A 12,669-nucleotide genomic window follows, 5' to 3' on the forward strand; every position below is an offset into this window, starting at 1 on the left:
AATAAAGGGCTTGTTCCATGATCGCGGCAAGGACAAGGCACTATTCGGCCAAACTCTTAACGGGCTCTGTTTTGCGAAGCAGATCGACAAGTTCGGCCCGCTTTTCGGTCAGCCCTTTGTAGGCAGTCTCGGCGTCCGACATCGCATCAAGTTGGTCGGCCATGGACGCTGCCAGTTCTGTCGCGTTCGGCTGTGCGAGAATAGCCGCCACCGGATCGAGATAGATGCGGATGGTGAAGAGAATATCGCCGGAGACCGGCAGCTTTCTCAGCGTCTGCCGCTCCACGCGGATGAACGCTTTTTCCGCCGGCACGCCGCGCTTCTCCTCCGCCGATTTGGCATCCGGATGGTAGAGCGCATAGGACCAATTCATCGACCAGTTCCACCGTACCACTAGCCGGCCAGGAGAAAGGTTGTCGAACATCCGGTTGATGAGGCCCGCATTGCGGCTGCCGCCTTCGAAACCCGGCACATGCGCATGCACCTCGTCCATCGGCAGGCCGAACTTTTCCGACAGATGCCAGGAAGAGGAAAGGCAAGGAAGGCGGCCGCAATCCGCCAGCCATTGTCGCCCTTGCGCATGATGACCAGATCGTCCTGCACCAGAAGCCCAGCACGATGAAGCGGCGAAATCTCCTCGTCGGAGATGTTGGTATCGACACCTGCCACGACCATGCGGGTGCCGTCGAGACAGTAGTGCTGCGGGTGATGCGCCGGAAGGTAGTCAGCCAGCAGATCGAGCACTTCCCGCTGCGCCTCCTCCGTATCCGGCTCGGCCCGCAACACCCGCTCGCCATGCTCCGCGACCAGCGCCCTTTTCAGCATCACCTGCTCGGCCAGATCCCCGTCCGGCTCGATCCAGCGCTCCGGCTCCAGTTGCAGGAGACCGATGGTGAACGGCTTCGACGAGCCATCATAGGGTGTGTAGACAAGCGTCATACAACACAAGCTGGCCTTGCAACCGATACCTGTCAATCTCTGCCTATTCCTGCCCGCCTCTTGGAACATCGTCTCCGCGCGCTACAAACCGGCTCAGACATTTTCACAATCCATTGCACGAGATTGAGCGGAATGACTGAGTTTACGCTTGCAGCCTATATCATTGCCGGGACCACGACGATTTCCGGCGCCTTTGGATCGCACGATCCGTCCATCAAGGAATACGTACTGGAAAAGACGGCGCCGATCGTTTCGGAATTCGGCTCTATAGAGAGGCATGAGTACGTCTCGGACGGATTGGATCGCATCATCGCCAGCAAAAGAATTAAGAAATACCACTGGTATGTGGCGCTCGCGACGGAGATGCTATTTGCTTCGTACGGCAAACGGCACGAGCCTGGCGTCGCGACTTTCGTGCACTTTACGGATGACTATATCGCGCCAGTCAGGGCGCTCGGCCTCACCTCTCTTGCCGAAGCCCTCGATGTGCTTGCCTGGGGCAAGGAAGTTCGAATTCCGGTACCTATAGACAACTGGGACGAAGTAACCGGCCAGTATTATTTCGACCGCCAGGAGGTAACTTTCGCATTCGGCGAGATAACTGGACTGGGCAATATCCGCGAGGGTGTAAACAGGCTCTATGAAAAGCAGCCCGACGTGTTCGGCGAACTTTATCCGGACGATGTCGAGCATCTTGTGGAAAGCCTGTCAGGCATGCTGTCGGATGCCAAGGCTGCCGACGCGGAGCTGGCAATTTTCCGCAATGGCGGCGTTTAAGGCTTAGCAGAAAGCGCTAGACTAGTTCCGCCCGGATCAGTCCCCGCAGCGAATTGCCGACGAAGATCTTACGCCCGGCCCGCACTGCCTTTTCCAGCGTATCCGGCATCAGCACCGTGCTTTTCGCGCGACGCTCGCGGATGAGGTCGGCCCTGAGCACGCCGGGCAGAATGCCGCTGGTGATCGGCGGCGTCATCAGCATGCCGTCCTGATCCTCGACGAAGAGGTTGGTGATCGTCCCCTCGCAGAGTTCACCGCGCTCGTTGGTCAGCAGAACCTCGTCCACGTCCTCGGCAGAAAACTCGGCGCGGGCCGCCTCGTAGGGCTCCCGGCGCGAGGTCTTGTGGCGATAGAGCGGATCGTCGGACTTGAGCTTGGTCGTACCGATCCTGACCTTCCAGACGGTATCATCGCCCTGCAGTGCAAACGGCACGGCCGTCACCTCGGCGACACCACGAAACGACATGACGAGACGCACGCGCATGGCCTCCTCGCCGCCGACCGTTTGCTTCAGCGATCCTTCGACATCCTTGGCCTGCCGAAAGCCCAGCGCATCGGCCGAGCGAGAAAGCCGGCGCAAATGCTGTTCTAGCCGGACGAAGCCTTCATCAGGCGTCCAGCGCATTGTCTCGATCAACGAGAAATCCATTGGTCCCCCACCGCGAACCGTGCCTTCAACAGGCACTCCTCATACTCCGCCTGCGCCATCGAGATCGAAGACGATGCCGCCGCCGACATTGAAGACCGCCCTTCCGCCGGAAAAAGGCTGATCGTGCGGATCGCCACCGAAAACCGCATTGGCCCCGCCGGATCGCACCAGCCGATAGCGCCGCAATAGGCGTCGCGCGGTGCAGCTTCCAGCTTCTGCAATACCGTCATGGCGCTCAGCTTCGGCGCCCCTGTGATCGAGCCACAGGGAAACAGCGCCCGCATGATTTCCGGCAATCCCGCTTCCGGCAACAGTTTTGCCCGCACATGGCTGACCATCTGATGCACCGTCGGATAGGTCTCGATGTCGAAGAGCCTCGGCACCGACAGCGTGCCCGCCTCAGTGATGCGTGAAATGTCGTTGCGCAGCAGGTCGACGATCATCCGGTTCTCGGCCAGCGTCTTTTCATCCGCCAGCATGCCCGCCTTGATCGCGTCGTCCTCCGCAGGCGAAGCACCACGCGCCGCCGTGCCCTTCATCGGATGGGTCTCGATCCAGCCATCTTCATCAACCGAGAAAAAGCTCCGGCGAGCGCGAGACGATCGCCGGGCCGCCCAGTTCGGCAAGCGCGCCATATCGTACCGGCTGGCGCTCGATCAGCGACCAGAACAGAGATCGCGCATCACCCGCCCAGCGCGCCTCGATGGGCATGGTGAGATTGCCCTGGAAGCAATCTCCTTGCGCAGATGGTCATGCAGCACGGCGAACCGCTCGGCATATGTCTCCTCGTCCCAAGCGGCGCGCGGCTCACTTAACGTGGCATATGCCGCAGGTCCCTCGTGTAACGGCGATCTGCTGTGGTTCCTGTCGACAGGCGAGTTGGGCGAAGAGAAAGGCCCCTCCCCACCCTCCCCACAAGGGGAGGGCTTAACCCGCCAGCACCGCCAATGCTAACGTGAGGCAGGAGATCGCCACGGGTCTTCTCCCCCTTGTGGGGGAGATGGCCGGCAGGCCAGAGGGGGACTTGCCGTATTCGACACCGCTCTCCTGGTCGCAAGGCGCATCGAAAACGCCCATGCAGACGAGCGGCGTGTCGCGTCCGACCGGTGCAAGCGGGATGAGCTTTTCCTCGAAGGCAAAGCCGGCCTCATAGGCGAGATAACCGGCGAGCCATTTGCCGGAGGCACGGCACTCTTCCAGCTTATGCAGCGCCGGAATGACCTCCTCCACGGTCTGCGCGACCACTATTTCGATCGGGGAGGCAAACAGGAGGGACTTCCGGGCGGTATCGTCGCGGAAGAGAATATAGGCAGAGGAATTCTGCTCCATGTCCCTCACCCGTTTCGCTCCATGCCCGATCCACGCTCGCTTTCCGGCGGCGCTAGTCGATGCCGGAGCAGCGCCATAGCATCACGTCCGAGGCGTTTGAAGCGCGGACTGCGAAATCCAGTGCCGCCTCTCCGCTATTGCCGCGTGCCCTGGCGAAATTCGCGCAGATGCTCCACCAGTGCCCTCAGCTTCGGCGCCATGTTGCGGCGGCTTGGATAGTAGAGATAGAAACCGGCAAAGCGCGGGCAGAATTCTTCCAGCACCGGCACCAGTTCTCCCCGCGCGATCGCCGGGCGAAAACTGTCTTCCATGCCGAAGCTGATCCCCGCCCCGGCAATGGCGAGCTTGATCATCAGCTCCATGTCCGTGGTCGTGACCGTGTCGGCCACCGCGACGGAAAACTCCCGCCCATCCTCCGCGAACTCCCAGCGATAGGCAGCGACACTCGCCGCCCGGCGCCAACCGATGCAGCGGCGGCCCGCCAACTCGCTCGGATGGCTCGGCGTGCCGAAGCGCTCAAGATAACCCGGCGACGCGACGGCAAGCTGGCGCTGCTCGCCCGAGACCGGCACGGCGATCATGTCCTGCGCGATCACCTCCCCAGCCGCACACCCGCATCGTAGCCTTCCGCGACGATATCGAATTCCTCGTCGGTAACGGTGACATGCAGTTTTACGTCGGGATTGTCTTCGAGAAACGACGCCAGCAGCGGGCCAGATAGAAAGCTTTCGGCGATCGAGGACACCGCCAGCGTCAGCCGCCCGCGCGGACGACCGCGCAGGTTTGCAGCCGCTTCGATTGCCCCCTGCATGTCGGCCAACGCCGGCGCCGCTTCGGCATAGAGCCGCTCGCCTGCCTCGGTCAGCGCCACGCTGCGGGTGGTACGACTGACAAGCGCAATGCCGAGCGTTTCCTCCAGCTTGCGGATCGTCTGGCTGACAGCCGAGCGGGTGACGCCCATCCGGTCGGCTGCGGCGCGAAAACTCTTTTCCTCCGCGACAAGGGCGAAGACAGCGAGTGCATTGAAGTCCGGCAACATTGGTTAGCTATTCTTACCTCTACGTGAACGAATGGGCGGCTTATCGCAACAATGCTCCAGGCATATCTTCCTGGCAACCGCAATGACGCGGAAAACCAAGAGGAGAAAGTCATGGACAAGGTTGTTCTCATCACCGGCGCATCGAGCGGTATCGGCGTCGGCATCGCCCACGAACTCGCCAAGGCCGGCGCGACCGTCGTGCTCGGCGCCCGCCGCACCGACCGGCTGGAGGAAGTCGCCGAAGAGATCCGCGCCGCCGGCGGCAAGGTCATGACGCGCAAGGTCGACGTCACCGACCGCGCCGATGTCGCAGCCTTCGCCCACGCCGCGCGAAAGGAGTTCGGCCGCGTCGACGTCATCGTCAACAATGCCGGCGTCATGCCGCTCTCGCCCATGGCCTCGCTGAAGGTCGACGAATGGGACCGCATGATCGACGTCAACATCAAGGGCGTGCTCTACGGCGTCGCGGCGGTCCTCCAGGAAATGACCGAGCGCGGTTCGGGCCAGATCATCAACATCGCCTCCGTCGGCGGGCTCGTCGTTTCGCCGGCCGCTGCGGTCTATTGCGCCACCAAATATGCCGTTCGGGCGATTTCCGATGGCCTTCGCCAGGAAAACGACAAACTGCGCGTCACCTGCGTCTATCCGGGCGTCGTGGAAAGCGAACTTGCCAGCACGATCACCGATCCGACCGCGATCGAAGCCATGAAGACATACCGCGCCATCGCGCTCACGCCGGATGCGATCGCCCGCGCCGTCCGCTTCGCCATCGAGCAGCCCGAGGATGTCGATGTCAACGAGATCGTCGTGCGCCCAACGCGGGCTGCATTCTGACCGGGAGCTAACCGACAAGCCAGCAAGAGGAGACCATCATGTTTCAACAGATCCGATCCCAGGTCGTATCCAATGTCGCTGCGGTGGGTACCGCCACGTTTCTTGGCCTTGCACCAGAGGTCGCTGTTGCCCAGACGACCGATGAGCGGCGGGAGCGTGGAGCCGCGGTCATCCGCAGCCTCAACAACGGCATGACGCAGCCAACGCTCGAAGGCATGCGAAGGGATTTCCCCTTCCTTGCCGAGGCAACCGAAGCCTACGCACTGGGCGACGTCTGGTCGCGCCCCGGTCTCGACAACCGCACGCGCCAGCTCGCGGCCATCGCCGCCTTCGCCGCGATCGGCGAGACGGCCTACATGAAGATCCATGCCGGTTACGCACTCAACATCGGCGTGTCGGAGGAAGAGCTCAAGGAGGTCATCTACATGGTGACCGTGCCGGCAGGTTTTCCGAAGGCGATCGCCGCCTCCCAGGTCCTGTCGCAACTCTTCGAGGAGCCGCGCAAGACCGAAAACCGGGAGACGAAACCCAACAGGGAGACGAAGCCATGAGCAATCCCCTCCTGATCATCGTCACCATCATCATCGCCACCCCCGCGTCTCTCGGAGCGGTGGCCCATATCGCAAAGGCACAGGACACCATGTCCAATCAAACCCGGATCCAGGCCGCACAGCCTCAGAACCATCCCTATCTCGGCATGTGGGTGACCGGCGACGGCCGCATCCGCCAGGAACTGCTCGCCACCGGCCGCTACGACGAGGCCCGCGGCAATCGCCAGAGCGCCTATCAGGGCCGTTACGAGGTGCGCGGCACCCACATCGACTATTGGGACGATACCGGCTTCACCGCCGACGGCACTTTCGTCGACAACGACACGCTGCATCACGGTGGAATGGTGTTTTACCGGGAGAAGTAATTTGATCAGGCGGCTGGCGTGCCCTGGTGAAAAACCATGCGCCAGCTGCCATCCAATTCCAATCGCCAGATGGAACTGCGATTGGTCGCCGTCTGCACGCCATCCTCTCGTCGACGGATACTGCGATAGGTTGCCAAAGCGACGATCTCGCCCAGCCGCGCGACCTTGAAGTCTTCGACCTCTACCTTCGCTTCTGCATCTTCACCGGTCAGGCTGGCTATGATTTCAGACAGGTCATAGCGTCCGCCGGAACGTCCGAATTCGCGAAAATCTTCGGCCAGCAGTTCCCGCAATCGGATCTCGGAATTTCGAACATCCGCCGCGTGCAATGCGACTTCGCGAGCAAACAGATGGCTTTCGAGATCCTGCATGCTTTCTGCTCCCGCCATGTCCATAGCTCAGTCATCGCCCAAACAAACCATCCCGGCATCCAGCATCGTACATCAACCAATCCTTAACCACATGACTTTACGTTTGGGTAAGTATTTGAGCTTGCCGGACATTCCATGACGATCGACACCAAGACAGGCACGACCCGGCGAGGGAGACGCAAGGCCTTTGGCCTCGCGATCACTCTTGCCGCCCTGTCCTGTAGTGTCTCGGCCGGCGCGCAGACTCTGTTTCCGACGAATTCCAGCCCCCTGCCCGCCCTTCCAGATGCGCAGCTCGGCACGCCCGGCGCATCCACCGTCACCCGGGGTACCCAGACGGAGCCCGGCACATCGCAGACGAGAACACAACAGACCGGCCCGCAAGTGTTCGGTGCGACCGATCCCTATGCCCCGACCGCGGACCAGCAGCCCGAGGGGCAGGAGAATGCGCCCGCCGCTGCAGCTCTTCGGGAGCGCCCCTACGAAGACGACCTGAACCAGCCCTATGCCGAGGATCTCGATCCCGGTGCCGAGCCGATCGACGCGCAGGAAGCACCGCGCGAGCCGGTCGACCCGACCGGCATCCGCATGGGCTCCTTCATGCTGCGGCCCTCGGTCAGCCAGAGCATCAGCACCGAAAGCACCCGCACCAACGGCGTGCGCGACACGCGCACCTACCTGGCCACCGGCATACGCGGCACGCTGACCTCCGACTGGTCGCGCCATGCGCTGACAGTCACGGGTGAAGGCATTTACGAGCGCAATCTGCGCGGCAACCAGGACGACACCGATCCGGAAGCCAATCTCAACGCCGACCTGCGTTTGGATCTCGCTGACGAGACCGAGGCTCACCTGACGGCCGGCTACAATTTCGAACGCGAAGATGTCTCCGACCCAAACTCTCTCGGCGGCAATGCCGAACAGGCGGGCATCCACGAGTTCACCGGCGGCGCCTCCATCGAGCGCGAAGTCGGGCGCATCCATGGCCTCGCCGCCATCGGCGCGACGCGCTCGATCTATACCGACGGCAAGCTGTCGGACGGTACCGTCGTCAGCATGAAGGATCGCAATCGCACCGGCATCGACGGCCGCTTGCGTCTCGGCTACGAACTGTCCCCGGCACTCATCCCGTTTGCCGAGCTTGCCTACGGCCACACCTTCTATGATCGCAAGCGCGACAGCGCCGGCTTTGCCCGCTCCTCCGATACCTACGCCGGACGGCTCGGTGTCGAGTTCGACCTCGGCGAAAAGATGCGCGGCGAGATCGCCGGTGGTTATCAGCGCGTGGCCTATGAAGATTCCGCCTCGACGCCGTCGATGCCTTCACCCTGGACGGCAATGTGCGTTGGTCGCCGCAGCGCGGCACGGATGTCGATATCGGCCTGCGCACCGCGGTTCAGGATGCAACCGCGCCCGGCGAAAGCGGCTGGGTCGAATATCAGCTGACATCCGCTGTCGCCCGCGAAGTCCGCGACAATCTCGTTGCAAGGCTCACCGGCGCCACCACGTTCCGCGACTTCCAGGATTCCAGCAACAACGACGTCACCTGGATCGTCGGCACCGGGCTGACCTGGAGCATCAATCGCTATCTCGATATGACCGCCGATCTCGAATACGAGCGCACCGCCGGCGGCGCGACGGACGAAGACATCCTTCGCGCCGGCGTGGGGCTGACGCTGAAACGCTAGCCATATCACATTTCCGTGATTGACAGCCATGCGCCATCGCGTGGACTGGGCGGCGGCATTCACGTCACTGCTGTAAATTTAGGCGCGCGGCTGTTACCTCCAACACCAAAGCCCTAATATTGTTAAGATATTATCGATCAGAGCGCCGCGACGAACGAATCTTTCAAGCGCAACGCCCCAGCGACGGCTAACCATGCACATGTCGCAATCGGGAAGGATTGCCTGTTTTGGCCATATCCACTGCGAACGCAGCACGACAAATGGCGTCGCCCTTCCCAACTGTGAGCAGGTGCAACATATAGCCGCACAGATGGCATGATTTTGCCGCAATGCAGCATTCGCTGCACCGAGTTAGTCTGAGGATTTCAAAGTGGCTAGTATCTCCAATAACAGCGTCAAGACCGGAGGCGTTTCGACCTCCGCAGGCGCCAACAACTACACTTTCGCCCTGGTCGCACTGACCTCCCTGTTCTTCATGTGGGGCTTCATTACCTGCCTGAACGACATTCTGATCCCGCATCTGAAGAACGTCTTCTCGCTGAACTACACGCAGTCAATGCTCATCCAGCTGTGCTTCTTCGGCGCCTATTTCATCGTCTCCCTGCCCGCCGGCGCGCTGGTCAAGCGCATCAGCTACAAGTGGGGCATCGTCGTCGGCCTGCTGATCGCAGCCGTCGGCTGCGCGCTCTTCATCCCGGCAGCCGCCTACCGCGTCTACGCACTCTTCCTCGGCGCCCTCTTTGTTCTGGCGACCGGCGTGACCGTACTCCAGGTCGCGGCCAATCCTTACGTCACCGAGCTCGGCGCTCCTGAGACGGCCGCAAGCCGCCTGACGCTCACCCAGGCCTTCAACTCGCTCGGCACGACCGTCGCTCCACTCTTCGGCGCCTTCCTTATCCTGTCTGCCGCAACCGGCGACATCCAGAGCGCCACCGGCGAGCAGCTCGAAGCCATGCGCCTGGCCGAAGCCGATGCCGTCCGCTTCCCCTACATGCTTCTCGCAATCGCCTTCCTGGTTCTAGCCGCCATCTTCGCGGCGCTGAAGCTGCCGCATGTCGAGGAAGAGGAAGTTGCCTCGGCCGGCGACGAACGCGCCTCCGCCTGGTCCTACCGCCATCTGGTTCTCGGCGCTGTCGGCATCTTCGTCTATGTCGGCGCCGAAGTCTCGATCGGCAGCTTCCTGGTCAACTATCTGGCCGAGCCGACGATTGCCAACATGCCGGAATCCGAAGCCGCCCATTACGTTGCCTATTTCTGGGGTGGCGCCATGGTCGGTCGCTTCATCGGTGCCTATGCAATGCGCTACATCGACGACGGCAAGGCGCTTGCCTTCAACGCCCTGCTTGCAGGCATCCTGCTGTTGCTCACCGTCTTTGCCGGTGGCAAGCTCGCCATGTGGGCGGTTCTGGCCGTCGGCCTGTTCAACTCGATCATGTTCCCGACCATCTTCAGCCTGGCGCTGAAGGGCCTCGGCCGTCACACCAGCCAAGGCTCCGGCATCCTGTGCCTCGCCATCGTCGGCGGCGCCATCCTGCCGGTCGTCATGGGCGGTCTTGCCGATACGATCGGCATCCACCTCGCCTTCCTGATGCCGGTCATCTGCTACGTCTACATTCTCTACTACGGTCTCAAGGGTCATAAGACCGCCTGATACCGAATATGCGGGCGGGGCTGATGCGCCGCCCGGATCAACGGACAAAGAAAAAGCCCTCGCAGCGTCGCTGCGAGGGCTTTTTCATGAGCTGTATTTGCCGAAGCTTACTTCAGCTTGGAAACCAGCGCCTTCAGCGGCTCTTCGATTGCCGGGCGGATATCCGCGCGCTGCAGGGCGAACGCGATATTGGCCATGATGAAGCCGTCCTTGGCGCCGCAGTCATAGGTCTCGCCGGTAAACGGATAAGCGGCGAATTCCTGTTGCTTGGCAAGCGCCAGCATGCCGTCGGTCAACTGGATCTCGTTGCCGGCGCCGCGTTCCTGTGTTTCCAGAATCTTGAAGATCTCCGGCTGCAGGATGTAGCGGCCGTTGATGAAGAAGTTGGACGGTGCCGTGCCCTTGGCAGGCTTCTCGATCATCTCGGTGATCTTGAAGCCGCCTTCGCCAACATCAGCGCCCTTGCCGACGATGCCGTATTTATGCGCCTGCTCCGGATCGCATTCCTCGACGGCCAGCACATTGCCGCCGGTCTTTTCATAAAGCTCGACCATGCCCTTGAGGCAGCTCTTTTCCGACGACATGATCATGTCGGGCAGGAGAACGGCGAATGGCTCGTTGCCGACGATGTCACGGGCGCACCATACGGCGTGGCCGAGGCCGAGCGGAACCTGCTGACGGGTGAAGCTCGCCGTGCCCGCCTTCGGCAGGATACCGGAAAGCAGCGTCAGCTCGGCATTCTTGTTGCGCTCGCGCAGCATCTGCTCCAGCTCGAACTGGATGTCGAAATAGTCTTCGATGACGCCCTTGCCGCGACCAGTGACGAAGACGAAGTGTTCGATGCCCGCTTCGGCTGCTTCATCCACCACATACTGGATGACCGGCTTGTCCACGACGGTCAGCATTTCCTTCGGCACCGCCTTGGTGGCGGGAAGAAAACGCGTGCCGAGCCCGGCTACCGGGAAGACCGCCTTACGAATTTTGCGCTGTTCAGACACTCATGCCTCCTGGATGCACATCATTGTGCGGATTTGAAACCTTCGGGGTTCTATTGTCCAATTGCTACCGTTTCGCAAAAGGCTCCCACGAAGCCGTGATCTATGGTAAAGAATTTGTTGACTCTATTCTGATAAGACATCGTCGAGCCGCATGCCAGTCTCGCCATGAATGGCGAATGAACAGAATGGACACGACTACAGATGACCCGATCCCGCACCCAACGTTCGCGTAGCCTCGCACTTCTGCTCGCTGCCAGCCTTGCCGCCGGAATATGGCCATTAGAAGCCCAGGCCGACGCGGGCTTCAAGTCGTGGGTTTCAAATTTTTACGCGACAGCAGCAAAGAGCGGCATCAGCAAGTCGACCTACAACAAGGCCTTTGCCGGCATTAACGGCCCGGATGAGGACGTGCTGCAAAAGGCGCAGTACCAGCCGGAGTTCAAATCCAGGATCTGGGAATATGTCGACAGCCGCGTCAACCCGTACACGGTCAAGATCGGTCGCGAGATGGCGGCCCGCCATGGTCAGACGCTGAATGCCATTGAGCGCCATTTCGGCGTCGACAAGCATATCCTGCTCGCCATCTGGTCAATGGAATCGAACTACGGCGCCGTGCTGGAAAAGCCGGACCGCCTGCATCACGTGCCGCAGGCACTGGCGACACTTGCCTGGGCAGATCCCAAGCGCGCGAAGTTTGCCCGCAACCAGTTGATCGCTGCTCTGAAGATCCTGCAGGCCGGCGACGTGACGCCGCGGCAGCTGACCGGCTCCTGGGCCGGTGCCATGGGCCATACGCAGTTCATCCCGACCAGCTATTTGCTTTACGCGATCGACGCGGACGGCAACGGCAAGCGCGACATCTGGCATTCGATCCCAGATGCGCTGGCGACCTCCGCCAACCTACTCGCCAAGAACGGCTGGACCACGGGCAAGACCTGGGGCTACGAGGCCGTGCTTCCGGCCGGCGCCGCAAAATATGAAGGCCAGACCAAGACGCTTGCCCAGTGGGCAGCTCTCGGTTTCGCCCGCCCGAACGGCAAGGGTTTCCCGCGTGGCAGCGATCGCGCGGAACTCAAGCTCATGGCTGGCTCGCAAGGCCCGGCCTTCCTGATGATGAGGAACTTCTTCACCATCAAGAAATACAACAACGCCGATAGCTACGCGCTGGCCGTCGGCTTGCTCGCCGATGAAATCGCCGGCTATGGCGGCATGCAGCAGTCATGGCCGCGCCCGCACGGTACGCTCGACATGAAGGAAAAGTTCGAGCTGCAGTCGCGAATGAAGGAACTCGGCTATTACGACGGCGAGATCGACGGCAATTTCGGCTCCGGTTCGAAGGCTGCCATTTCCGCCATCCAGAAGCGCCTCGGCATGGACCAGAACGGTGAGCCGTCGCAGTCGCTTCTCAAAGCAATTCGTTGACTTGTAACTAAAGCGGCGCAAGATCCCCGGCAATGACCGCCGGGCAGGACTGGAAA

The 12,669-nt window shown here is 61.5% G+C and carries 10 protein-coding genes and 4 pseudogenes; 7 read left to right on the forward strand and 7 right to left on the reverse strand.

Going from position 1 to position 12,669, the window contains the following annotated elements; all coding sequences use genetic code 11:
* Nucleotides 1–40: 40 nt before the first annotated feature.
* Nucleotides 41–1,008: pseudogene (locus N7E02_RS09430) on the reverse strand (heme-dependent oxidative N-demethylase family protein).
* Between the two features lie 63 nt (nt 1,009–1,071).
* Between N7E02_RS09430 and N7E02_RS09435 the strand changes: the two are divergent.
* Nucleotides 1,072–1,716, forward strand: a complete 645-nt coding sequence (locus tag N7E02_RS09435; RefSeq protein WP_286581622.1) for a hypothetical protein — start codon at nt 1,072–1,074, stop codon at nt 1,714–1,716.
* Between the two features lie 16 nt (nt 1,717–1,732).
* Here N7E02_RS09435 and N7E02_RS09440 read toward each other — a convergent pair whose 3' ends face one another.
* The 4 genes and pseudogenes from N7E02_RS09440 to N7E02_RS09460 all read right to left on the reverse strand — a co-directional run bounded on the left by N7E02_RS09440 (nt 1,733) and on the right by N7E02_RS09460 (nt 4,733).
* The gene (locus N7E02_RS09440; protein WP_286581624.1) at nt 1,733–2,365 is read right to left on the reverse strand and encodes an aminotransferase class IV family protein; all 633 of its coding nucleotides are present in this window, start codon (nt 2,363–2,365) and stop codon (nt 1,733–1,735) included.
* A pseudogene (locus N7E02_RS09445) lies at nt 2,350–3,076 on the reverse strand (chorismate-binding protein). Before N7E02_RS09445 ends, N7E02_RS09440 begins: the two are co-directional and overlap by 16 nt.
* 216 nt (nt 3,077–3,292) lie before the next feature.
* The gene (locus tag N7E02_RS09455) at nt 3,293–3,694 is read right to left on the reverse strand and encodes a hypothetical protein (protein ID WP_286581630.1); all 402 of its coding nucleotides are present in this window, start codon (nt 3,692–3,694) and stop codon (nt 3,293–3,295) included.
* Nucleotides 3,695–3,828: 134 nt separating this feature from the next.
* A pseudogene (locus tag N7E02_RS09460) lies at nt 3,829–4,733 on the reverse strand (LysR family transcriptional regulator).
* Nucleotides 4,734–4,844: 111 nt separating this feature from the next.
* On the opposite strand from N7E02_RS09460, the gene N7E02_RS09465 reads away from it, so the two are divergent.
* From N7E02_RS09465 to N7E02_RS09475, 3 genes are read left to right on the forward strand one after another with little or no spacing between them, the layout of a single operon-like run.
* Nucleotides 4,845–5,567: an SDR family oxidoreductase gene (locus N7E02_RS09465; RefSeq protein WP_286581631.1), complete on the forward strand. Its 723-nt coding sequence runs from the start codon at nt 4,845–4,847 to the stop codon at nt 5,565–5,567.
* Nucleotides 5,568–5,605: 38 nt separating this feature from the next.
* The gene (locus N7E02_RS09470; protein WP_286581633.1) at nt 5,606–6,118 is read left to right on the forward strand and encodes a carboxymuconolactone decarboxylase family protein; all 513 of its coding nucleotides are present in this window, start codon (nt 5,606–5,608) and stop codon (nt 6,116–6,118) included.
* Nucleotides 6,115–6,483 carry an Atu4866 domain-containing protein gene (locus N7E02_RS09475; RefSeq protein ID WP_286581635.1) on the forward strand — a complete coding sequence of 123 codons (369 nt, stop codon included), beginning with the start codon at nt 6,115–6,117 and terminating at the stop codon, nt 6,481–6,483. Before N7E02_RS09470 ends, N7E02_RS09475 begins: the two co-directional genes overlap by 4 nt.
* Before the next feature lie 5 nt (nt 6,484–6,488).
* On the opposite strand, the gene N7E02_RS09480 is transcribed toward N7E02_RS09475, so the two are convergent.
* On the reverse strand, nt 6,489–6,854 hold the full coding sequence (locus N7E02_RS09480) for a nuclear transport factor 2 family protein (protein ID WP_286581638.1): 366 nt from the start codon (nt 6,852–6,854) through the stop codon (nt 6,489–6,491).
* Between the two features lie 600 nt (nt 6,855–7,454).
* On the opposite strand from N7E02_RS09480, the pseudogene N7E02_RS09485 reads away from it, so the two are divergent.
* Nucleotides 7,455–8,542: pseudogene (locus N7E02_RS09485) on the forward strand (outer membrane beta-barrel protein).
* A 379-nt stretch (nt 8,543–8,921) separates the two neighbouring features.
* Nucleotides 8,922–10,193: an L-fucose:H+ symporter permease gene (gene fucP, locus N7E02_RS09490; protein ID WP_286583744.1), complete on the forward strand. Its 1,272-nt coding sequence runs from the start codon at nt 8,922–8,924 to the stop codon at nt 10,191–10,193.
* A 107-nt stretch (nt 10,194–10,300) separates the two neighbouring features.
* On the opposite strand, the gene galU is transcribed toward fucP, so the two are convergent.
* Nucleotides 10,301–11,191 carry a UTP--glucose-1-phosphate uridylyltransferase GalU gene (gene galU / locus N7E02_RS09495; protein WP_286581639.1) on the reverse strand — a complete coding sequence of 297 codons (891 nt, stop codon included), beginning with the start codon at nt 11,189–11,191 and terminating at the stop codon, nt 10,301–10,303.
* A gap of 201 nt (nt 11,192–11,392) precedes the next feature.
* On the opposite strand from galU, the gene N7E02_RS09500 reads away from it, so the two are divergent.
* Nucleotides 11,393–12,613 carry a lytic murein transglycosylase gene (locus N7E02_RS09500; RefSeq protein WP_286581641.1) on the forward strand — a complete coding sequence of 407 codons (1,221 nt, stop codon included), beginning with the start codon at nt 11,393–11,395 and terminating at the stop codon, nt 12,611–12,613.
* Nucleotides 12,614–12,669 lie beyond the last annotated feature (56 nt).

The sequence above is a fragment of the Terrirhizobium terrae genome, from assembly GCF_030323265.1.
Taxonomy (GTDB): Bacteria; Pseudomonadota; Alphaproteobacteria; order Rhizobiales; family Rhizobiaceae; genus Neorhizobium.